Raw genomic sequence first — 22,367 nt, 5'->3', positions numbered from 1 at the left:
CCAGGGACAGCGTCCCTGGTCGCCGCCGCAGCGGCGAAACACCCCGGCGCATACTCTGCGCCACGGAGAAAGAGGGTGAGAAAAGCAACAGCTTTTCGAGGGGGAAGCGAACAAGACCGCTTCCCCCTGTTTCCGTGAAGAGAAAGCGCAATTTTGTAAACGTTCCGGTGGAACGTTTACAACGAGAAAACTGAAAATCTAATACCAAATATAATAAGAATTCCTAAGAATCTGTTCAGTATCTGGGCGTGCGCAGATTGCACAGTCAGATTTTTTGGGAGATGAAGTGAAAAACGGAGGGAATCCTTTGTGGATTTCCGAGTATTTTCGCAAAATCTTCCAGAAAGGATGCAAGCAAGATGCGTGTGAAAAGATGCTGAACAGGCTCTAAAAGCACCTATTTTTCATATTATTTACTGCTATATTGGATATCAAGAGCTACGATATGAGGAATAGAAGTTACCCCGTTGTAAACGTCCCACCGGGACGTTTACAAGGTTTTGTTTGCTGAAAAGGGTTTACAAGGCGGAGCGGTCTTGTTCGCCCCGCCTCGAAAAAGCTATCGCTTTTTCTCACCACCCTCTCCGCGGCGCAAAAGTATGCGCCGGGGTGTTTCGCCGCTGCGGCGGCGACAAGGGACTTTGCCCCTTGACCCCACCAGCATTTTTGAAAAATTGCTGGATCAAAAAACTTCATTGCCGCCTGCGGCGATCGTTTTTTACAGGTTACTTTCAAATCTATCGCTGAAAGCGATACCGCCATTCCTCATTCCTAACTCCGAATTCCTCATTTCATTTATTGCCTCAGCTGGATGGGCATCAACAGGAAAATAAAGCTTTCTCCCTGCGGCGGCACCAATTTTGCCACTCGATTGCCGCCAGTGAGCTGGATCTTGATCTGATCGCAATCCGCCGCACGCACGGCATCCAACAAAAACCGGTTATCAAAACCAATGGTCACATCCGGGCCGCTGATCTGCGCCGGAATCTTGTCGTTGATCTCGCCGATCCCGGTCTTGCACCAGATTCCCAGAGAATCTCCCGAAAATGTGCAGCGCACCGGTGCGTTATATTTGCCGCTGATCAGCAAAGAACACCGTTCCAAACAGCGTGTCAGTTCACCAGTATCAATGGTGATCTCTGTGTCAAAGGTAGACGGAATACTGCTGCGATAGTTATGGAATTCGCCCTCCAGCAGCCGGGAAAATACCGTATAACCATTGAATTCGAACACCACATGCCGACGGTCTGCGGAGATGGTGCAAAGCTCCTCTGCTTCGTCTCGAAGCATATTTGCCACTTCCAGAAGAGTGCGCTTCGGCACTACGAACCGATACGGCTCTGCGCTGGAAATCGGTTCCTGACGCACTGCCAGACGATATCCATCAATCGCAGCCACATGGAGTGTATCGCCGTCTACTTCGAATAATTCGCCGGTGAGTACAGGCTTTGCTTCGCTGACAGACGCTGCATAGTGCGTCTGGCGGATCATAGAACTGAGCACCGGCTGTTCGATCTGCATCCCAGCATTCAAATCCAAGCTGGGAAGCGCCGGATATTCCTCTGCCGACATGGCGGAGATCTGGAACTCGGTAGCATCGCAGAATAATTTTACCACGAAATTGTCATCTACCTCCATGGTAACTCTGTCTCCGGAAAACCGGCGGACAGCTTCACTAAGCAGACGAGGGAGAATGACAAACTCGCCTACGCTGCTGGATTCTACCTCAATACTGCGCTGAATGCCGAATTCCAGATCATAGCCTGTCAGTTCCAGGATATCATGATCCAGACGCAGTTTCAACCGTTCCAGCGCCGGAATGGTGGATTTCTGTGAGACACCCTTTGCGACATGGGTAATTGCCGTGAAGAATGTCTGTCTGTCACAAGTAAATTTCAACATAATTTGTTCTTCCTTATATACATTACGAAAACCGTAGTTTTCGCTGTTTCAAAAAGTTCGGGATCATTCATGTACATGCGGATGGTATCCGCTTTTATTTTGATAGAAAATCCGTATTATTTTCCGCCTGTCCGTCAGAGGCGTACAATTACAAACTGTCCACCTGAGAAGGACAGTCCAGATCATACCCTATGAGAAAGCAGCGAAGCTGCAAAACACAACAAAACAAACAAATAAAAATATAGTAGTCGTAGTAGGGGGGCTGGAAACTGTGGAAATCTCCATTTTGCATGGAATTTGCGAAAGATCTTCTGCACATCAGTGCCGTGGAAACTTTCCGGAAAAGTGGAGAATTTTCACAGCTGTGGAGACCTTGAAAGTTTGTGGAGTGGAAAAGGAAAGTTTGTGGAGAAATCGGTGGAGAACCAGGGAGATTCCGTTTCTGGAATTCACAGTCTGTGGAGAAAGCATTGCACAGGATTCCACAGGGATTTTCACAGGAGAAATTTCCCTTGTCAGGAATGGTACAGGAATATCGGGTGATTTTTCTCCACATGGGTTTTCCACAAGCTGTTGAAAGCGGTGTGGAAAAGCGGATTCTTGTTGTGGAGATGGGGTGGAAAGTGTGGTAGAACTGTGAGAATTGAGGTGTGGAACTACGTAGGGGCGAACTGTGTTCGCCCGCAATTGTTCGCAATTGTAGGTGCAGGTGGGAGGTGAATTTCGTTGCAAACGTTCCACTGGAACGTTTGCAAGATGTTGCTTGAAATGGAGGTTTCACAGGAGGAAGCGGTCTTGTCCGCTTTCCCCTCGAAAAGCTGTCGCTTTTCTCACCCCTTTTCTCCGTGGCGCAAAAGGATGCGCCAGGGTGTTTCGCCGCCTGCGGGCGGCGACCAGGGACGCTGTCCCTGGACTCTGCCAGCATTTTTGAAAAATTGCTGGATCAAAAAACTTCATTGCCGCCTGCGGCGTTGGAATGTTTTAGTGATATGTGCGTAAAAAGATACTGAACAGGATCTTAGGAAAAGTTGCTTTTTTCATCGCCGAAGGCGATACATTATTCCTCATTTTTATCCATGGCTCTTGCTGCGAATGTTTTTGATGATATCTTCTACCAGCTGTTTCAGGTGTTCGTCGTGTTTCATAGCAGTTTCCACGTTGCTGATGGAGTAAACGATGGTAGAGTGATCTCTTCCGCCGAACTCCGTGCCGATGGCCTGAAGCGGCATCTGGGTGATCTCCCGCACCACATAGATGGCCACCTTTCTCGCCGTGGAGATTTGGCTGGAGCGTTTGCTGCTGCGGATATCCTCCGGCGAAACGCCATAGACATCGGCAACTTCCACGATAATTTTTTCTACGGTAATGGGCACCGGCTGGTCATCGCTGAGGATGTCCTTGATGACGCTCTGTGCCATGGAAATGGACGGTGCAGAGCCTGCCAGATGCTTTAGGGCTTTCAGCTTTTTCACAGCGCCTTCCAGCTGACGGATATTGGTTTTCAGCCGGTTTGCGATAAATTCCGACACATCGTCGGGAATGTACAGATCCAGCAGTTCGGCCTTTCGGCGGATGATCGCAATTCTTGTCTCGAAATCCGGTGTGCTGATATCGGTGATAAGACCCCATTCGAACCGGCTGCGGATTCGTTCTTCCAAAGTTTTCAGTTCCTTGGGGGATTTATCGGAAGTCAGCACGATCTGTTTGCCCTCGGCGTGGAGCTTATTGAATGTATGGAAGAATTCTTCCTGCATGCTTTCTTTGTTGCTGAAAAACTGTACGTCATCGACCAGCAGCACATCGGCGTTCCGGTACTTATCGTGGAAATTGGCGGTGTTGCCGTTATTGATGCAGGCAATAAAGTCGTTTCCAAATTCTTCGCTGGTGACATAAATGATCTTATAATTGGGATGGTTCTGGTGTACCTCGTGGGCAATGGCATGCATCAAGTGGGTTTTTCCCAGACCGGACGGGCCGTAGATAAAGAGGGGGTTGTAATTTTTGCCCGGCTCTTTTGCCACAGCGGTACAGGCGGCATAGGCAAATTCATTAGAACCGCCTACAATAAAAGTATCGAATGTATATTCATAGTTTGCGCCCTCAAAGCTGTGCTCCAGCTCCTCGTGGCGGCGTGCCAGTTCGTCGAAATCCTTCGGCTTGCGGCTGTTATGGGCAGGCATGGTTGTTTCATCATCCACCTGGATGCGGATATCTACTTCAAAGCCCAGAATACTGAGGAAAGCTTCCTTCAGCAGGGACTCATAGTTATTCAGAATGACGTCACGCTGGAATTCTGACTGAACAGAAAAAAGTGCGGTCGTACCATCGAGTCGGACAGGGATAAGGGCATAGATCCAGAGTTTTACAGCAACTTCTGGAATATCGCCTTCCTCCAGACAGTATTGCTTGACCCGGGTAAAGACTTCGTCAAATGAGTTCATATGCGGCGAATCCTCCTTCAAAAATCAATGCAGACAGCGCAGAACATACAGCAAATTTGGCATTCTTCATGCGCTGTTGTTTCAGACCCTAAAAAACAGGAGTCCATAATATAATAGTATACCACATTCATTGTGGAAAATCAAGCCCTTCTCTGTTGAAAACTTCAATTTTCTCTGAAATTCCCATGTGGAAATTGTGGAGTAGAGATCGGTGCAAAGGTGGAAAGCGATTTTTTATATTTTGGAAACCGAAAGAAAACCCACTGTAGGGGCGAACTGCGTTCGCCCGCAAATATTCATACCTCTCCAACGGGCGAACACAGTTCGCCCCTGCGGCGTCCCACCTAAACTTTATTTTCGATTTGGAAATCAGCAGCGTTTGCCCGCAAATATCCATAAATCCCCCAACCGGGAAATCAAATTTCCACCTGCAATTCCACCGCCGCAGGCAAATTTCTTGGTCAATTTGACGAAGGCTGTCTGTTTTTTGCAGTGCCAAACGTGAAAAACAAAGAAATTTCAAAGAAATCTCTTGACAAATAGGGGAACATCCGTTATAATATATGGTAAATGGATTCATGCGGCTAGCCGTATGCAATTCCAGCATCCTGTGCGGAAGTATTTTTTCCGCCTGAGCAAGGAAAGGAGGTTACCAGGTTGAAGAGAACATATCAGCCGAAGAAGATTCATCGGAAAAAGGTGCATGGCTTCCGGAAGAGAATGGCCACTGCGAACGGTAGAAAGGTTTTAGCTCGCAGAAGAGCACGGGGCAGAGCAAGACTGAGCCACTGATCGAAGTCGGACCACAACGCCATTGGTTTGTGGTCTTTTGTTTTTTCGAGGAGCGTACCCAAAGAGCCCGGCGTGCCGAAAAAAGACACTTACCGGCAATGATGCAGGTATGACGGTTCTGGATCGGCGCACCGGCGGCGGATAGGGTACGCTTTTTGCTTTGTCAGAGAAAAAAGAAAATGCCTAGAATGATTTTGATGTGAATGGAAAAACGGCGGGAGCAAGTCTCGCTTAATCCATTTGGCTGTCGGAGTGATCCTTCTGTGTTGGAAAAAATCTGTCGTAGGGCGGGGGCTTGCTCCCGCCGCAGATGAAGATTTGTGCAGACAGATCCACGGCAAAGCGGCAAAATATTCTGAGACAAGGTTGGAGTGCGAGCCATGCAAAAAACGGTCATTCTGAATCAAAACCGGGACTTTTTACAGCTGTATCAGCGCGGAAAAAAGATCGTGTCGCCCTATGCGGTCATCTATGTGCGCAAAACCCGGCGGAAATATAACCGTCTGGGGATCACAGTGGGAAAAAAAGTGGGCTGTGCCGTAAAGCGGAGCCGTGCCCGCCGGGTCATCCGGCAGGCATACCGGGAGACGGAGCATCTCATGCCCACGGGAATGGATCTGGTCATCGTCGCACTGCCGTCTATTGTGGGCATACGTTCTACGCAATTGCGTGACTATCTCGCCGGAACCGGACTGAAACGTATCCGGCGACTGATGGAACCGCCGTCGGAAGGGGGAAAGCCGAAATGAGACGTCTGGCGGCGGCACTGATCAGTCTCTACCAGAGGTTTTCCCGATTGACACCGGCTGTGTGCCGGTATTATCCGACCTGTTCCTGTTATGCGAAGACCGCAATTTTGCGGTTTGGCGTACTGCGGGGCGGCTTTCTCGCCCTGCGTCGCCTGCTGCGCTGTCATCCCTGGAGTCCCGGCGGCATCGACCCGGTGCCGGAGCACCTGGATCCGCCACGGATTGTCTTTGGAAAACGACAGCCGCAGTCCACATTACGCAACAGAAAGGGTTAAACAAAAATTATGGATTTTTTATATGATCTGTGTGGTAAGCCGTTCGGCTGGATCATGCGTCTGATCTATGACTGGGTGGACAACTATGCGCTGGCGATCCTGTTGTTTACCATTATTACAAAGCTGATTCTGTTTCCGATTTCTTATAAGCAGCAGATGAATTCAGCGAAGATGCAGCGTGTCAACCCCAAGATGGAAAAGCTGCGGCAGAAGTATAAAAACGATGCACAGAAGCTCCAGGAGGAGCAGATGAAGCTCTATCAGGAGGAAAACGTCAACCCCGGCGCTTCCTGTCTGCCAATGTTTTTGCAGTTCTTCATCCTGTTCGGTATTCTGGACGTTGTATACAAGCCTTTGTCCTATATCCTGAAAATGAAGGATGATCTCATTGCAAAGGCGTTCGAGGTGGTACAGAATATCAACCCCGAACTGGCAAAGCAGGGGACAAGCCTCCGGCAAGAGCTTGCTATTTTAAGTGCTCATCATCAAGATTCGGGTGCTTTTGATCAGGTATTCGCTGGCACGGATTTTTCTTCCCGGATAGCGGAATTTTATGACAAGTTCAGCCTGTTCGGGATCAACCTGGGTGAAATTCCTAGTTGGCATCCGGACGTGTGGAATGCTGCGGCAGTGGGACTCTTTATGATCCCAATTATGTCCGGCGTGCTCCAGCTGGTTCTGACCATCTATATGCAGGTGGTCCAGAAGAAGCGCAATCCGGGTATGCCCGGTGCTGGCTGCATGAATATTATGCTGTATATCATGCCGATCTTCTCCGTCTGGTTTGCATTCCAGGTACCGGCAGGCGTTGGTTTCTACTGGGTCTGCTCTTCTTTCTTCTCGCTGCTCCAGACCATTGGTCTGAACATGTACTTCACCAAAGAGCGTATCGAAAAGCTCTGCGAGAAGGAAAACAAGAAGATGCAGAAGAAGTATGTCAACGGCAAGAAGAGCTTTATGCAGCGTATGCTGGATCAGCAGCAGGGACTGTCTGAGGGACAGCAGAAGCGGGAACGCTATGCAGAAGAGACAAAGGATATGTCCCGTTCAGAACTGTCCAAGTATAATCAGCAGGTTCTGAAGGACGCACGGCAGCGTATGGCTGAAAAATACGGCGAGACCTATGAAAGCGATGAGGGCGAAAGTTCGAAGAAGTAAGGGTATTATCGTACAAAGCCGTCAGGCGGTCTTTGTGCGGTGCTGCCTAAGAAAATGTTCTGAAACAAATGCGTGAAAAAAGAGACAGGGAATGAAGTCCCACAGAATAGAAAGGGATGAACAGGTTATGAAAGAGATCTTCACTGCGAAAAGTATCGAAGAGGCAAAGCAGATGGCATCCGAAAAGTTCGGTGTGTCAGAAGATAACATTGTATTTCGAATCCTGGAAGAGCCGAAAAAATCGTTGTTCGGCAAAGTAAAACGTGAGGCACAGGTTGAGGCAGTGTACGAGCCTGCAGAGCCGGAAGAAACACTGGCATCAGCACCCGCAGCGGCAGAACCGGAGGTTTCGGAAAAGCCTGCGTTACAGGAAGCAGTGGCTTCTGTAGAAGAAATTGTGATTCCGCAGGATGATTCTTCCACAAGAGGCATGGAATCTGAGGCAATTGAGACCATTCTGACAGAAGAGGATATGACGCCGAATCTGCTCCGTGCACGGCAGTATATTGCAGATATTTATCAGGCAATGGGCATTGAAGTGACCATTACCACCATGCGCACCGAAAACGGCATCCGTATGGAGCTGCGCAGTCAGTCCAAGAGCGGTACGATTATCGGCAGACGTGGTGAAACATTGGATTCTATCCAGTATCTGGCATCAATTCTGGTGAATAAGGGCAGTGAGAACTATTGCCGTTTGCTTCTGGATAGCAACGGGTATCGGGAAAAGCGGCGCAAGACGCTGGAACAGTTGGCAGAAAAGATTGCACGCAGCGTGCTTCGCACTGGCCGTGCTACCACACTGGAGCCTATGAATCCCTATGAGCGCCGGATCATTCACAGCCGGATCTCAGAAATCGAAGGCGTGACTTCTCGGAGCGTGGGCGAAGATCCTTACCGGAAGGTCGTGGTTTCTTCTATAAACGGCAAGCGCAGCGGCGGAAACCGCGGCGGTAAGGGCGGTCAGAACCGTGGGGGCAAGCGCCCTTATCGGGAACGCCAGCCAGAAGAATTCAAGCGTGCTAATCTGGATTCCGTGAAAACTAGCTTTGAACGGGATTATAAGAAGCCCAAGCCAGAGGATGAATTAAACGCAGGGCTGTATGGGAAGATTGAGTTATAAGAATTGTTTCACGTGAAACAGTTGAATATCCACAGAAACGGGCTGCGTGTAACAGCCCGTTTTTTGGAATATGGGTATAGAGGTGAACTGTATTTGTCCTCGCAAGAATCAGAACTTGTTCTCATAGAGGTGATGTGATTGACCATCGGATTAATAGGCGCAGGTAAAGTGGGCTTTTCGCTGGGAAAATACTTTACAGAGCATAACATATACGTTTCCGGCTATTACAGCCGAAACCGGAACTCTGCAAAAACAGCAGCAGAATTTACAGGAACGAAGTGTTACACCGAATTAAGTGAGATCATAAAAGAAAGTGATACTCTGTTTCTTACAGTTCCAGATGGGAATATCCAAGATGTTTACTCTGAAATAGCGAAATATCACATAGAGGGAAAGTGGCTTGCCCATTGCAGCGGTGCACTTTCTTCAAGCGTTTTTCGGGATATCGGCAGCAAAGGTGCAAAAGGGTGCTCCATTCATCCTATATGTGCCATAAATGATAAGTTTACCGGGTATCGGAATTTATCCAAAGCATATTTTACAATTGAAGGAGAAAATACGTCGGATATGGCTGACCTGATTCGCAGCTGCGGAAATCCTGTGGAGACGATTTCAGGAGAGCAAAAGGTGAAATACCATGCCGCTTCAGTGTATGCAAGCAACCTTGTAGCAGGGCTATATGATATCGCTGTGGGCCTGCTGAAAGAATGCGGACTGAGTGAAAGTTTTGCCGATCATGCGCTGCAATCTCTGTTCATAGGCAACGCCGAAAATATTGCGTCATGCGGCGTGATCGGAGCACTTACTGGGCCTGTAGAACGTGCCGACCAAATTACTGTAAACAAACACCTTTGTGCATTAGAGGGAGAGGAACGGGAGATTTATCGGTTGCTGTCACGTCGTCTGCTCCATGTGGCAAAACAAAAAAATCCCGATAGGGACTATGGTGAATTGTCTGTGCTTTTGGAAGGATAAGCATGTTTTCTCATAAGAGATTTGAAACAAATCAAGTGGGATTGCCCACTTTTACCTTAGAAAAAGGAGGAATCCTATGGATACCATTGCAGCCATTGCAACCCCCCACGCTGCCGGCGGCATTGCTGTGATACGCATTTCCGGTGAGAATGCGCTTGCCATTGCCGGGGCATGTTTCCGCAGTGCTTCCGGGAAAATTCCGGCGGAAATGCAGGGTTATACCTGTGCCTATGGCACATTTCTGGACGAGCAGGGCAGGGAAATGGATGACGGTATTTTCACCGTTTTTCGTGCACCCCACAGCTACACCGGCGAGGATGTAGCGGAGCTTTCCTGCCATGGGGGCATTTATGTGACAGAACAGCTGCTTCGTGCAGTACTTCACGCCGGGGCAGTTCCGGCGCAGCCGGGGGAATTCACCAGACGGGCGTTTCTCGCCGGAAAAATGACCCTCACCCAGGCAGAAGCAGTCATGGATGTCATTGGCGCTGCCGGAAAACGGGAGCTGGAATTCGCCTACGCCCAGCAGAATGGTGCGCTGTACCATCGGGTACAGCAGATCACTCAGGGCATTGTCCGCAGTCTGGGGGATCTTGCGGCATGGGCAGATTATCCGGAGGATGAAATACCTGCTGTAACGCCGGAGAGTCTGAGAGAAGCCCTTGCGCCGGTGTTGGCGCAGCTGGATGAAACTCTTGCCACTTACGATTACGGGCGAATTTTGCAATCCGGTGTATCAGCGGTCATTGTGGGGAAACCGAATGTGGGAAAATCCACCCTGTTTAACCTGTTGACAGGAAGTCAGCGGAGTATTGTTACGGAGATTGCCGGTACGACACGAGATGTGGTGGAGGAGCAGATACGGCTGGGGAATGTGACGCTGCGGCTGTCGGACACGGCTGGACTCCGGGAGACGGAGGATGTCATTGAACAGATGGGCGTGCAGATCGCAGAAGAGCGATTGCAGGCGGCAGATCTGATACTGGCGGTGTTTGATACCACGAGGCCTTTGGACGGGGATGACTTGCGGATGCTGGAGCAGCTGCCGGAGAAGCCGGTGATCGCCATTGTGAATAAGTCTGACCAGGAGACAAAGCTGGACATCCGGACTTTGCAGGAGCGGTTCGGGCATGTGATTTTCATGGCAGCAAAGGCTGGAGATGGACTGGAAGAATTGCGGAAAACGGTGGAGGAGATGTTCTATCAGGCGAAGGTAACGCCGGAGTTGGGAATTGTGGCAAATGCACGGCAAAAACAGTGTTTGGAGACTGCGAAAGGGCAGATATTGCAGGCACTGGAAGCGTTGGATGCCGGGGAGATGTTGGACGGCGTGACGGTGCTGCTGGAAGAGGCAGCAGATGCGCTTCTGACGCTGACAGGTGAACGAGTTTCCGAAGCCGTCGTCAACGATGTATTCTCACGCTTCTGCGTAGGCAAGTAACCTACACGAGCGCAGCGAGAACTCTTTTCTTTTTTCGCTTCCTTTTTTCTTTTCAGCAAAGAAAAAAGGAAGAAACACCTAACAAGCAAAGTGCAATTCAGAACAGCAAACGCGTCACCGTCAAAAAATAAAGGTAGAAATTTTTGTTCCGAAAATTCAGAATTACCACAAAACAAGTACAGTAAAAGACAGCAACGGCGATGCGTACCCAGGCGAACAGCGAGTGAAACGAGCGAATTCGCCGGCGCCAGTTTCTTTTGTGCTATTTAGAATAATATTGTAAGAAATTCCGTTGTAAACGTTCCACTGGAACGTTTACAAAGGCTTTAGCCGTGTTAAGCGGAAACAGGGGAAAGCGGTCTTATTCGCTTTCCCCTCGAAAAGCTGTCGCTTTTCTCACCCCTTTTCTCCGTGCGCCGAAAGAACGGCGCAAGGTATTTCGCCGTCTGCGGACGGCGACCAGGGCTGCGCAGCCCTGGACCTGCGCCAGCTGTGCTCAGCTGGACCAGCAGTTTGGGCAGCCTTACTTAGAAAATATTCCTTGGCTGTTCTAATTTTTGTTTCACGTGAAACACCTATCAATCCGAAGGAGTGATTCAATATGTATCACATGGGAAATTACGAAGTTGCCGTGATCGGCGCAGGTCATGCCGGCGTGGAAGCAGCTCTTTCCTCTGCCCGACTTGGCTGCCGGACGGTGCTCTTTACCATATCCCTCGATCAGATCGCCAACATGCCCTGCAATCCGTCTATCGGCGGTACGGCAAAAGGTCATCTGGTACGAGAAATTGACGCCCTTGGCGGCGAAATGGGCAGAGCAGCGGATGCTTGCTTTCTCCAGAGCCGTATGCTCAACCGTGGAAAAGGTCCAGCTGTCCACAGTCTCCGTGTGCAGGCAGATCGGGTGAAATATCACAATTACATGAAGCAGATCTGCGAAAAGACTCCCAATCTGGAGATCAAACAGGCGGAGATCGCCGAGGTTCAGGTTCAGGACGGCAAGGTCTGCGGCGTTGTTACTTCCCTTGGTGCACAATATGATGTGTCGGCGGTAGTAATAGCAACGGGAACTTACCTGAACGGGCGGATTCATGTGGGACAGGTTTCCTACGAAAGCGGCCCTGATGCCGCTTTGCCCAGCCGCCCTCTTGGGGAAAATCTGAAGCAGCTGGGGCTGCGGATGCGTCGTTTCAAGACGGGAACGCCCTGCCGTGTCCATCGGCGAAGCATTGATTTTGACGCCATAGAACGCCAGGATGGCGATGAAGAAATCGTGCCCTTTTCTTTTGGTTCCGATGCCTCAGCCATGCACAATCAGGTCTCCTGCTATATCACCTATACCAACGCTGAGACCCACCGGATCATCCGGGAAAATCTCCATCGTTCCCCTCTGTTTTCCGGGCAGATCGAAGGCGTCGGTCCCCGGTACTGCCCGTCCATTGAGACAAAAATTGTGCGTTTTGCGGACAAACCCCGGCATCAGCTGTTTGTGGAGCCCATGGGTCTGGAGACGGAGGAATATTATTTGCAGGGCATGTCCTCTTCCTTGCCGGAAGATGTGCAGTTGGCATTCCTGCGCACCATCAAGGGACTGGAGCATGTGGAGATCATGCGCCCGGCGTATGCCATTGAGTATGACTGCGTCGATCCTACGGAGCTGCGTGCCAGTTTGGAGAGTAAGAAGATCAGCGGTCTGTTTGGCGCAGGGCAGTTTAACGGCAGCTCCGGCTATGAAGAAGCGGCAGCCCAGGGGCTTGTTGCTGGTATCAATGCGGCATTGCTGGTGCAGGGAAAAGTGCCTTTTGTGCTGGATCGTGCATCCTCTTATATTGGTACGCTGGTGGATGATCTGGTCACAAAAGGCTGTGAGGATCCTTATCGTATGATGACATCCCGCAGCGAATATCGTCTGATTCTTCGCCAGGATAATGCAGATTGGCGGCTGATGCCCTTGGGACATGCACTGGGGTTGGTTTCTGAGGAGCGCTATGGTGCTATGGTAGAAAAATACCGCCTTGTGGAACAGGAGCGAAAACGTGTGGAAAAGACCAATCTGGCACCTTCCGAAGAACTGAACGCTTTTTTGGAGGAACACGGCACTGCTGCACTTTCCACAGGCTGTAAGGCAGCGGATCTTATTCGCCGTCCTCAGTTGAATTATGATATCATCGCTCCCTTTGACCCGGAGCGTCCGGAATTGCCGGCGGTTATCGGGGAACAGGTGGAGATTCAGATCAAATATGAGGGGTATATCAGCAAGCAGCTGGCACAGATCGAGCGTATGCGGAAGCTGGAAAATATGAAACTGCCGGAAGATCTGGATTATACCACTGTGCGTGGGTTACGGCTGGAGGCGGCAGAGAAACTGAACGCTCACCGTCCCCAGAATCTGGGGCAGGCAAGCCGTATTTCCGGCGTATCCCCGGCGGATATTTCCGTGCTCATGGTCTGGGATACGGCAAATCAGGAGGGAAGCAGGACATGATGACTTACGAAAGGGCAAAAGCAATTTTTGCCGGAGCTGGATTACCTTTGTGCGAGACTCACTTTCAACAGTTTTCCACCTATTTAAAAGAACTTGTGGAAACCAATGCCCACATGAATCTCACCGCCATTACAGAGCCGGAGGAGGTCTGGGCGAAGCACTTTCTGGACAGTGCAGTGCTGCTGCAAAAAGTTTCCCTGCCTTTGGGAATAAGCTGCATTGATGTGGGAACAGGTGCAGGTTTTCCGGGGATGGTATTGGCAATTTTACGTCCGGATCTGCAAATTACACTGTTGGACAGCCTGCAAAAGCGTATTGGGTTTCTGGAACATACAGCGGAGCTGTTGGGGCTGGGGAATGTACGCTGTGTACATGCCAGAGCGGAGGATGGTGCCCAGGATCCAGCGTATCGGGAACAGTTCGACTTTGCCACAGCCCGTGCCGTGGCGGCAATGCCGGTGCTGACGGAATATTGTCTGCCTTTTGTGAAAATAGGCGGCAGATTTGCGGCAATGAAAGGCCCGTCCGAAACAGCAGAAACCGCAGAAAATGCCATTGCACTGCTTGGGGGAAAGGTAATTTCTGAGGAAAGCTATACGCTGGAGCAGGCAGGAGAGCGTCGGCTGATCGTTGTGGAAAAAGAGACAGCAACGCCAACAAAATATCCCCGAAGAAGCGACAAAATCAAAAAGAAACCACTTTAAACACAAAAAGAGAACAATCACTTTCCCATCTCCAATAAGGCAGCCCAAGCTGCTGATCCAGCTGAGCCCAGCTGGCGAGGTCCAGGACGAGCAGCCCTGGACTCTGCCAGCATTTTTGAAAAATTGCTGGATCAAAAAACTTCATTGCCGCCTGCGGCGTTTGGTTATGCAAAAAAAATTATCGCAGATTTTGACAAGATGTGCTTGCATAATTTGCGTTAATCTCCCGAACCGTGGAGATTTATAAAAGAAATCTCCGAAAATCCTGACTTTTTCCGTGAAAACCCAACTTTTTTTCTCTGGCAATCATTTCCCGAATCTGTTACAATAAAACTACAGAGGGAAACGCCCATTGCGAAAGGAAGTTATTATGGCAGGATTTTTAACATTCACCCGTGAGAAACCCATCAACCGTATTGTCGAAGTGGAGATCAGTGAGATCGTTCCCAATCCCCACCAGCCCCGGACGGAATTTGACCTGGCAGATATCCAGTCACTGGCAGAAAGCATTATGCAGAACGGCATCCTACAGCCCCTGACCGTCCGCCGGGGCAGCGACCGTTATGAACTGATTGCCGGAGAACGCCGTCTCCGTGCGGCAAAATTGGCAGGAATGCACGCTGTGCCCTGTATTATTCTGGATATCAGTTCCCGGAATTCTGCCATTATGGCACTGGTAGAGAATATTCAGCGGCAGGATCTGTCATTTTTCGATGAGGCAAGTGCCATTGAAAAGCTGATTACATACTATGGCATGACACAGGAGGATGCGGCTGCAAAATTGGGAAAGGCGCAGAGTACCATTGCCAATAAACTGCGTCTGCTGCGCCTGACAGGAGAGGAACGGGAGGTCATCATGAAATACAACCTCACCGAACGCCACGCCCGGGCATTGCTTCGGCTGGCGTCTCCCAGCGAACGATTGACAGTTCTGGAAAAAGTCGTCAAGCAGAATCTGAACGTGGAGAAAACTGAAGCCGCCGTGGAGGAGATGATCGGGCAGAAAAAAAGCCGGGAAAGCTATAAAAAACGCAGCAAGGTGTTCCAGAATGTGCGGATCTTTGTAAATACCATCACCAAAGCCGTCGAAACCATGCAGGCTGCTGGTATCAAGGCGGATTCTCAGAAGATCCAACGGGATGATTATATCGAATACCGGGTGCGGATTCCCATTGGGGAGAAAAAATAAAACTTAGCAAGGGCAATGTTTCACGTGAAACGCTGCCCTGCTTTTTTTGTTTCACGTGAAACAATTTCTTGCTCTTTTTCCTAAAAAATTTCCCCAAAGCCTTTACAACCGGCAGAAATCATGCTATAATAAAAGAAATAACCTGAGGCAACACCGCACAAAGCTCGCCTGACGGCTCTGCACGTCATATGCTTGCATCTTTTCCGTCATATTTCACAAAAATGCTCGTGAATACACAAAGTACTTGTGCCCGTGGGTATTCACTGCGCTTTTTGTCTCATCTGACGAAAAATCTGACGAAGTTTATACTCGTAGAGTACATCTGACGCACAATCTTTGTGCGGTATTGCCCTTAAAGTTTATGCGCAGAAAGGAAGAAACAGCGTGAGTATGGTGTATGCAGTGGCCAATCAGAAGGGCGGCGTGGGAAAATCCACAACAGTTGTGAACCTGGGCGCTTATCTCGGTTCTCGGGGAAAACGGGTGCTCTGTGTGGATATTGACCCCCAGGGCAACACCACGACGGGATTTGGCATTAAGAAAAAGCATCTGACAGCTTCGTCCTATGAGGTGCTCATCGGCAAAAACAGCATCCAGGAGGCAATCGTGCGGACTGCTTTTGAAAACGTCAGCATCCTGCCGGCACGAAATACTCTCGCCGGGGCAGAGCTGGAGTTGTCCAATATGGACAACCGCATGAATCGCCTGAAAATGCAGCTGCTGACTTGTAAGCTGGATTATGACTACATCCTCATTGATTGTCCGCCGGCGCTGGGTCTGCTCACGATCAATGGACTGGTAGCAGCTGACAAGCTGCTGATCCCCATGCTTGCGGAGTTCTACGCCCTGGAGGGGTTGTCTCAGCTGACTAATACAATTAAAGTGGTGCGCAGCAATTATAATCCCACTTTGGATATCGGCGGAATTTTGTTCGTCATGTTTGACCCGCGGTTGAATGTGTCACGGCAGGTGGAAGAAGAAGTGGAAAAGTATTTTCCGGGAAAGGTATTCCAGACAAAGATCCCCCGGAATGTGCGGCTTTCGGAAGCGCCCAGCCATGGCAAGCCGGTTATGTATTATGATCGGCTGTCCAAGGGCGCAGAGGCATATATGCAGCTTGGCATGGAGCTTCTGGGAGAAAAGCCGCCGGAGAAAAAGCGGCGTATGCTGGTATTCGGAAAGAAAAGGGAGCGTGAAAGCGAATGACAATTGGCGGATTGGGCAGTGGTCTGGATTTTCTCTATGATGAAAATGCTGCCGATGTGCAGGTGAAAAAAACACTGCGTCTTTCGGAACTGGAACCAAACCGGGATCAGCCCAGAAAGCAGTTCAGTGAAGAATCCATTCAAACGCTGGCAGATTCCATTCAGCAGTACGGCATGATCCAGCCCATTCTGGTGCGCCCTCTGGGACTAAATTATCAGATCGTCGCCGGAGAACGCCGCTGGCGTGCGGCACGAATGCTGGGGCTGGATGAAGTGCCTGTAGTGATCCGGGAGCTGTCGGATGAGGAAACTATGGCAATTGCCCTCATCGAAAATTTGCAGCGGGAAAACCTTAACCCTATGGAAGAGGCAAACGGCTACGATCAGCTTATGAAAAAGTTCAGCATGACCCAGGATGAAGTGGCGAAGCATGTGGGAAAATCCCGGAGCGCAGTGGCAAATTCCCTGCGTCTGCTGAAGCTGCCCTTTGGCATCAAGAAAATGGTGGAACAGGGAGACTTGAGTGCCGGACATGCCCGTGCATTGCTGGGAATACATGACGATGATCTGCTGTTGGATACGGCGGTGAAAGCATCTCAGGGTAAGCTGACGGTGCGTGCGGTGGAGAAAATTGCCGCCAATGAGGCGAAAATGACTGCACCTCAGCCCTTTATTAAGGAGGACAGCTTCTTTACGGAGATCGAGATCAGCCTGGAAGCTCGTCTAGGACGGCGTGTTTCTGTGTCTTATGGGAAAAATAAGGGCACGCTGAATCTGGAATTTTATGATAAGGATGACCTGGCAGCATTGGCGCAGCGGCTGACAAAAGAATAAGTGTTTCACGTGAAACAAATATAAAACGGGAGGATGCTCCCTGAAAATAGGAAGGAAAAGCAACCATGATCGATATCAAATGGATCCGGAATGACCCGGAAAAAGTAAAGGAAAACATTCGCAAAAAGTTTCAGGACGACAAGCTGCCTCTGGTCGATGAAGTAGCAGATCTGGATAAGAAATTCCGTGAGGCAAAGGTGCAGGGCGATGAACTGCGCAGCCAGCGGAAAACCATCAGCAAGAAGATCGGCGCACTCATGGGACAGGGCAAAAAGGATGAGGCAGAAGCAGTTAAGGCAGAAGTTGGTGCAATCGGCGATAAGCTGGAGGAACTGGAAAAGCTGGAGACAGAGCTGTCCGCACGTATTCGGGAGATCATGCTGGTGATCCCGAACTTTATTGACGATTCTGTTCCAATCGGCAAGGACGATTCTGAGAATGTGGAAGTGGAACGCTTCGGTGACCCCTTCGTGCCGGAATTCGAAGTGCCCTATCATGTGGATATTATGGAAAAGCTTCACGGCATTGATATTGACGCTGCCCGGAAAACCAGCGGCAACGGCTTTTATTATCTCTGCGGTGATATTGCACGCCTGCATTCGTCCATTCTGGCATATGCCCGTGACTTCATGATCAACAAGGGTTTCACCTATTACATTCCGCCCTTTATGATCCGCAGCAATGTGGTTGCCGGTGTAATGAGCTTTGCGGAAATGGAAGGCATGATGTACAAGATCGAGGGCGAGGATCTCTACCTCATCGGTACGAGCGAACACTCCATGATCGGCAAGTTCATTGATACCATTGTACCGGAGGAGGAACTGCCTAAGACTCTGACCAGCTATTCTCCCTGCTTCCGGAAAGAAGTGGGTGCACACGGTATTGAAGAACGTGGTGTATACCGGATTCACCAGTTTGAAAAGCAGGAAATGATCGTTGTCTGCAAGCCGGAGGAGAGTATGGACTGGTTCCATAAGATGTACGGCTATACCGTGGAATTCTTCCGCAGCATGGATATTCCGGTGCGCACACTAGAGTGCTGCTCTGGCGATCTGGCTGACCTGAAGGTCAAGAGCATTGACGTAGAAGCATGGTCTCCTCGTCAGAAGAAGTATTTTGAAGTGGGCAGCTGCTCCAATCTGGGAGATGCACAGGCAAGACGTCTGGGCATTCGTGTCAAGGATAAGGACGGCAACAAGTATTTTGCCCATACTTTGAATAATACTGTAGTCGCACCGCCTCGTATGCTCATTGCATTCCTGGAGAATAATCTGAACGAAGACGGTTCTATCCGTATTCCGGAGCCGCTTCAGCGTTACATGTTTACAGACTGCATCCGTCCGGAATAAAAAATGGTTGGATCAAAAAACTTCATTGCCGCCTGCGGCGTGAGGATTTGCAGCCTTGTATAAACATGGTTTTCCACATTTTAAACTTTCGCTGTGGAAAACCAGATGATCTAAAAATATAAAAAACCGCCGAAATCACGTAGATTTCGGTGGTTTTATTTTTTGGAAATTTTTCGATTGTTGAAAAGTGTGGAAAATCACTTTGCGAAAAAGCAATTCAAAACGTCAGTATAAAGCAGATCCAATGCTCATACTCAGATTCCACCTGGATCTTGATTCGATGGGTGTCTGCAATGCTCTTTGCAATGGAAAGGCCCAGTCCGTAACCGCCTGTCCGGCGTGCCCGTGAGGAATCGCTCCGGTAGAACCGCTCAAAGATCTTCTCCTTTTCAATTTCTGTAACACCTTTTCCCGTGTTGAATATCTTCAGGGTTTTCTTGTCTCGGATTTGCTGAAGCGTCACTCGAATCTCGCCGTGCTCATCGCTGTACTTGATGGCATTGTCAATAAAAATCGCCACCAGCTGCACAATTTGTTCCATATTCCCCGTATACTGCAAATCCTCCTGAATTTCCAAGGTCAGCGTTTTTTCCTGTTCAAATGCCTGGCTCTCAAAGGGGAGCGCTGCACTGGAAACAGCTGCACTGAGGGAGAATGATGTGAAATCCTTCCGTGGATTGCCCATTTCCAGCTTGGTCAGGTTCATCATATCGCTGACGAGGGTGCGCATCCGTTCCGTTTGGGACTGAATGTAACTGAGCCATTTATTCGGTCCGATCTCATCCTGTAAAATATCCGTGTTGGCAGAAATAATCGTCAAAGGCGTTTTTAGTTCGTGCCCGGCGTCGGAAATAAACTGCCGCTGCCGTTCAAAAGTCTCCTGCATAGGGCGCATGGCTCGTTTGGTCAGGATCATGGTGAGAAAAAATACCACGCCTTCCATGAGGATAAACACCAGAATACTCACGGAGAGCAGCTGTTTCAGCAAAAGATGATCTGCACTTCGATCGGAAAAAACCACAACAAAACCGCCGGTGAAATCCTTGCGAAAAAATTGCAGCTGCTCATAATTTCCGTCAGTCTCGCCTTTTTTCACGACATGATCCAGAAGCATCTGCCCGTCCTCTCGAGAATAGGTATCCGTGCCGTCCATGTGGGTCAGATTGCCGTTTTCATCAGCAAAACAGAGAAAGTGGTCAATTGTGACAGAATTTTCCTTTTTGTACATCAGACGTTCATTCTGCTTTTTTTCTGTATCTGCTGCGGTTGTTGCAGTAACCGATGAGAGCCTGGAAATAGCGACATGCTCAGGAGTACAAAGCATTGCCATAGGTGCGGCATCGTAAGCATCCTGTACAGCGTCATACCATGGATCTTCCGGTTTATATGGATCCCATTCATCATAGGGATGCCAGGGCTCTTCCGGATGATCCGGCTCTTCTGGATCAGGTCTCGGAGGCAGTGTCTGTTCCGGTTTGGTGTACTGGGGTGCGGTGGATGTCATACGGGGTGTTGTTTCACGTGAAACAGGCGCTGTTGTCGTCACTGGTGGTTTTGTCTGAACCGGTTTGGTTTCTATGGGACGCTGAGGATCTGTCTGGGAAGCTTTCGTCCGGGCAGCTTCTGTTGTCATTGTCATGGTCTGGATCGCAGTGTTATCAGAAGTGATGACAGCAGTGGTGACCGCAGTGAAATTCTGATTTTCCCGTGCCTTTGGTTCTGGCTGATCCGGCGGCATGTTATCGGGGGGATCGAATTCATTTTCCTGTATGGCAGCCTCACTGATGGCGATCTGCTCCAGCAGATCCCGTGTTTGATTATAGCTCATAGCTTCTGTGATCACATTGAGCGCCACCAGAGGAACCATCAGCAGCGCTGTCAGCATGGCCATGGTGATCAGGATAAACTGCCGCCGTACACGCCGGATCATGCTTTTTTCTCCAGGAAATAGCCGATGCCCCGGGCTGTCCGGATCTGTACCGTGGACTGGATCGCAGCCAGCTTTTTCCGCAGGAAGGAAATATAGACCTCAATGTTGTTATACTCCACATCACTCTCATAGCCCCAGATCTTTTCAATAAAGCGTTCCTTTGGCATGATCTGTCCGGGGTTGGACATGAGGATCTCCATGATCTGATATTCTTTGAGACTGAGCTTCATGCTGTTGTCCCCCTGGGTCAGAGCATAGGTCTGGCGATTCAGCATCAATTCGTGAAAGTGAAGATGATCCACTTCCACTTCGCCTTTGCGCCGGGTGAGGGCACGGATCCGTGCCAGAAGCTCGCCGGTGGAAAAGGGTTTTGTCAGATAATCGTCAGCACCGCAGTCCAGCCCTTGGATCTTATCTTCTACCTCTGATTTCGCTGTCAGCAGCATAATTGGAGTGGATATTTTTTCCTCACGGAGAATGCGCACCACTTCAATGCCGCTGCGTATTGGCAGCATAATATCCAGCAGAATACAGTCATAGATGCCAGTCCGTGCATATTCCAGACCATCCTCGCCGTCAAAGACAGCGTCTACATTGTATTTGTTACGTTTGAGGATCTCGGCAAGAGTGTCCGCAAGCTGTACTTCATCCTCGACTACCAGTATGTTCAAGGTCATCATCCTTTCTTATGGCAATACCGCACAAAGAACATCTGTCGGCTTTGCGCAATATTGCCCTATCAAGTTTCCCATGTTCATTGTACTGCAAATAAATTGAAATAAGCTTAAGGTGATTAGAGCATGTTCAAACAAGAATAGCGAAGCTTTATTCAGCATACCACATATTCCCGGAAAAATCAAGAAAGTGCTGCAAATCATTTTCGCCATAAAAAAATATACAGCTTTACCGGGTGCGGCGGTGTAAGACCATGAATTCGAAAAATATGTGAAAAAACCGGAAAAAAGCTTGCAAGATATCATGAAGTATAGTATAATATAGAGTAACATTATCTGTCTGTAAACGGCAGAAATATTCTGGAAAGACCGGGTCATATTTCTGCGGTACACAGAGGGAGGCATTCATAGGCTGCGGCAGGTGCACTGCTGCACAGGCACTGGTCTGTATAAGTTTTCTTTGTGTAGGGTTGCCCCCAGGAAGAAACGGTCAGACAGACCACAGAAAGCGAGGAGTATATGTCATTTTTTGATAAGCTCGGAAAGACCATTACAGACACCACCCATACAGTCGTGGAAAAGACAAAAACCTCGACGGATACCATCCGCCTGAACGGCATGATCAACGACGAGGAACGCACGATCAATGCTGCCTATCTGAATATGGGCAAGAAGTATGCGGAACTGCACGAACAGGATGCAGAACCAGCATTCCAGGAATATCTGGACGCCATTGCTGCCAGCCAGCAGAAAATAGAGGAATACCGGGAGCAGATCCGAAGGAATAAGCACCTTCTGATCTGCCAGGGCTGCGGCGCAGAGATCCCGGAAACTGTCCTGTACTGCACCAAGTGCGGCGCAGAGAATCCTGTTGGAAAACAGCTTGCGGAAGAACGTGCAGCAAAGGAAGCCGCAGAGCGTGCTGCCAGAGAAGCAGAAGCAGCAGCCCGGCAGGCAGCGGCACAGCAGGCGGCAGCATCTCAGCCCGGTTACACCCAGCCTGCCGCAGGTGTGGAACTGTGCCAGAATTGTGGAAAGCCCAGAACGCCCGGCGCAATGTTCTGTACCAGCTGCGGCACACGGTTTGTTTCCGCACAGGAATCTTCGCCGGCTTCCACGCCGACACCGGCAAACGTGATCC

The 22,367-nt window shown here is 49.6% G+C and carries 19 protein-coding genes; 15 read left to right on the top strand and 4 right to left on the bottom strand.

Features of this window, described 5'->3' with window-relative positions:
• Positions 1-500 precede the first annotated feature (500 nt).
• Positions 501-833, top strand: coding sequence for a hypothetical protein (locus QZ375_RS00680; protein WP_295214054.1), 333 nt, complete (start codon positions 501-503; stop codon positions 831-833).
• Here QZ375_RS00680 and dnaN read toward each other — a convergent pair.
• The gene (dnaN, locus tag QZ375_RS00675; protein ID WP_295214053.1) at positions 796-1,902 is read right to left on the bottom strand and encodes a DNA polymerase III subunit beta; all 1,107 of its coding nucleotides are present in this window, start codon (positions 1,900-1,902) and stop codon (positions 796-798) included. The genes QZ375_RS00680 and dnaN overlap by 38 nt on opposite strands.
• A gap of 1,070 nt (positions 1,903-2,972) precedes the next feature.
• The gene (dnaA, locus tag QZ375_RS00670) at positions 2,973-4,343 is read right to left on the bottom strand and encodes a chromosomal replication initiator protein DnaA (protein ID WP_295214052.1); all 1,371 of its coding nucleotides are present in this window, start codon (positions 4,341-4,343) and stop codon (positions 2,973-2,975) included.
• Between the two features lie 657 nt (positions 4,344-5,000).
• Here dnaA and rpmH point away from each other — a divergent pair.
• From rpmH to serS, 13 genes are all read left to right on the top strand, one after another.
• Positions 5,001-5,135 (top strand): 50S ribosomal protein L34, encoded by a 135-nt coding sequence (gene rpmH / locus QZ375_RS00665; protein ID WP_084194420.1) that lies wholly within the window; start codon positions 5,001-5,003, stop codon positions 5,133-5,135.
• Between the two features lie 380 nt (positions 5,136-5,515).
• Positions 5,516-5,884, top strand: a complete 369-nt coding sequence (rnpA, locus tag QZ375_RS00660; RefSeq protein WP_295214051.1) for a ribonuclease P protein component — start codon at positions 5,516-5,518, stop codon at positions 5,882-5,884.
• Positions 5,881-6,159: a membrane protein insertion efficiency factor YidD gene (gene yidD / locus QZ375_RS00655; RefSeq protein ID WP_295214050.1), complete on the top strand. Its 279-nt coding sequence runs from the start codon at positions 5,881-5,883 to the stop codon at positions 6,157-6,159. The genes rnpA and yidD overlap by 4 nt, the downstream gene beginning before the upstream one ends.
• A gap of 9 nt (positions 6,160-6,168) precedes the next feature.
• Positions 6,169-7,317, top strand: coding sequence for a YidC/Oxa1 family membrane protein insertase (locus tag QZ375_RS00650; protein WP_295214049.1), 1,149 nt, complete (start codon positions 6,169-6,171; stop codon positions 7,315-7,317).
• 127 nt (positions 7,318-7,444) lie between these two features.
• Complete coding sequence (gene jag, locus QZ375_RS00645) at positions 7,445-8,440, top strand: RNA-binding cell elongation regulator Jag/EloR (protein WP_295214048.1); 996 nt, start codon at positions 7,445-7,447, stop codon at positions 8,438-8,440.
• Positions 8,441-8,578: 138 nt separating this feature from the next.
• Positions 8,579-9,415, top strand: a complete 837-nt coding sequence (locus tag QZ375_RS00640; RefSeq protein ID WP_295214047.1) for a Rossmann-like and DUF2520 domain-containing protein — start codon at positions 8,579-8,581, stop codon at positions 9,413-9,415.
• Positions 9,416-9,491: 76 nt separating this feature from the next.
• Positions 9,492-10,856: a tRNA uridine-5-carboxymethylaminomethyl(34) synthesis GTPase MnmE gene (gene mnmE, locus QZ375_RS00635; RefSeq protein ID WP_295214046.1), complete on the top strand. Its 1,365-nt coding sequence runs from the start codon at positions 9,492-9,494 to the stop codon at positions 10,854-10,856.
• A 601-nt stretch (positions 10,857-11,457) separates the two neighbouring features.
• Positions 11,458-13,341, top strand: a complete 1,884-nt coding sequence (mnmG, locus tag QZ375_RS00630) for a tRNA uridine-5-carboxymethylaminomethyl(34) synthesis enzyme MnmG (protein WP_295214045.1) — start codon at positions 11,458-11,460, stop codon at positions 13,339-13,341.
• Positions 13,338-14,045 (top strand): 16S rRNA (guanine(527)-N(7))-methyltransferase RsmG, encoded by a 708-nt coding sequence (gene rsmG / locus QZ375_RS00625; protein WP_295214044.1) that lies wholly within the window; start codon positions 13,338-13,340, stop codon positions 14,043-14,045. The genes mnmG and rsmG overlap by 4 nt, the downstream gene beginning before the upstream one ends.
• Positions 14,046-14,415: 370 nt before the next feature.
• Entirely contained in the window at positions 14,416-15,234 is an 819-nt protein-coding gene (locus QZ375_RS00620) for a ParB/RepB/Spo0J family partition protein (protein WP_295214043.1), read from the top strand.
• 384 nt (positions 15,235-15,618) lie between these two features.
• On the top strand, positions 15,619-16,440 hold the full coding sequence (locus QZ375_RS00615; protein ID WP_295214042.1) for a ParA family protein: 822 nt from the start codon (positions 15,619-15,621) through the stop codon (positions 16,438-16,440).
• A complete protein-coding gene (locus QZ375_RS00610; protein ID WP_295214041.1) occupies positions 16,437-17,273 on the top strand; it encodes a ParB/RepB/Spo0J family partition protein in 837 nt (278 codons plus the stop codon). Before QZ375_RS00615 ends, QZ375_RS00610 begins: the two co-directional genes overlap by 4 nt.
• 65 nt (positions 17,274-17,338) lie before the next feature.
• A complete protein-coding gene (serS, locus tag QZ375_RS00605; protein WP_295214040.1) occupies positions 17,339-18,622 on the top strand; it encodes a serine--tRNA ligase in 1,284 nt (427 codons plus the stop codon).
• A gap of 217 nt (positions 18,623-18,839) precedes the next feature.
• On the opposite strand, the gene QZ375_RS00600 is transcribed toward serS, so the two are convergent.
• Positions 18,840-20,552 carry a HAMP domain-containing sensor histidine kinase gene (locus QZ375_RS00600; RefSeq protein WP_295214039.1) on the bottom strand — a complete coding sequence of 571 codons (1,713 nt, stop codon included), beginning with the start codon at positions 20,550-20,552 and terminating at the stop codon, positions 18,840-18,842.
• Positions 20,549-21,223, bottom strand: a complete 675-nt coding sequence (locus QZ375_RS00595; RefSeq protein ID WP_295214038.1) for a response regulator transcription factor — start codon at positions 21,221-21,223, stop codon at positions 20,549-20,551. The genes QZ375_RS00600 and QZ375_RS00595 overlap by 4 nt, the downstream gene beginning before the upstream one ends.
• 522 nt (positions 21,224-21,745) lie before the next feature.
• Here QZ375_RS00595 and QZ375_RS00590 point away from each other — a divergent pair.
• Positions 21,746-22,367: zinc ribbon domain-containing protein (locus QZ375_RS00590; protein WP_295214037.1), on the top strand; the 622-nt coding region annotated here is incomplete at its 3' end.

The sequence above is a fragment of the Ruminococcus sp. genome, assembly GCF_019417665.1.
Taxonomy (GTDB): Bacteria; Bacillota; Clostridia; order Oscillospirales; family Ruminococcaceae; genus Ruminococcus_C.
Note: the sequence above shows the minus strand (reverse complement) of the source record. Positions and strands in the feature narration are given on the sequence as shown.

What these genes read in the sequence shown, in the direction of transcription:
- rsmG (WP_295214044.1), top strand. Translation starts at nt 13,338, where the DNA reads ATGATGACTTACGAAAGGGCAAAAGCAATTTTTGCCGGAGCTGGATTA.
- dnaA (WP_295214052.1), bottom strand. Translation starts at nt 4,343, where the DNA reads ATGAACTCATTTGACGAAGTCTTTACCCGGGTCAAGCAATACTGTCTG.
- QZ375_RS00620 (WP_295214043.1), top strand. Translation starts at nt 14,416, where the DNA reads ATGGCAGGATTTTTAACATTCACCCGTGAGAAACCCATCAACCGTATT.
- mnmG (WP_295214045.1), top strand. Translation starts at nt 11,458, where the DNA reads ATGTATCACATGGGAAATTACGAAGTTGCCGTGATCGGCGCAGGTCAT.
- yidD (WP_295214050.1), top strand. Translation starts at nt 5,881, where the DNA reads ATGAGACGTCTGGCGGCGGCACTGATCAGTCTCTACCAGAGGTTTTCC.
- jag (WP_295214048.1), top strand. Translation starts at nt 7,445, where the DNA reads ATGAAAGAGATCTTCACTGCGAAAAGTATCGAAGAGGCAAAGCAGATG.
- mnmE (WP_295214046.1), top strand. Translation starts at nt 9,492, where the DNA reads ATGGATACCATTGCAGCCATTGCAACCCCCCACGCTGCCGGCGGCATT.
- QZ375_RS00650 (WP_295214049.1), top strand. Translation starts at nt 6,169, where the DNA reads ATGGATTTTTTATATGATCTGTGTGGTAAGCCGTTCGGCTGGATCATG.
- serS (WP_295214040.1), top strand. Translation starts at nt 17,339, where the DNA reads ATGATCGATATCAAATGGATCCGGAATGACCCGGAAAAAGTAAAGGAA.
- QZ375_RS00610 (WP_295214041.1), top strand. Translation starts at nt 16,437, where the DNA reads ATGACAATTGGCGGATTGGGCAGTGGTCTGGATTTTCTCTATGATGAA.
- rnpA (WP_295214051.1), top strand. Translation starts at nt 5,516, where the DNA reads ATGCAAAAAACGGTCATTCTGAATCAAAACCGGGACTTTTTACAGCTG.
- QZ375_RS00600 (WP_295214039.1), bottom strand. Translation starts at nt 20,552, where the DNA reads ATGATCCGGCGTGTACGGCGGCAGTTTATCCTGATCACCATGGCCATG.
- dnaN (WP_295214053.1), bottom strand. Translation starts at nt 1,902, where the DNA reads ATGTTGAAATTTACTTGTGACAGACAGACATTCTTCACGGCAATTACC.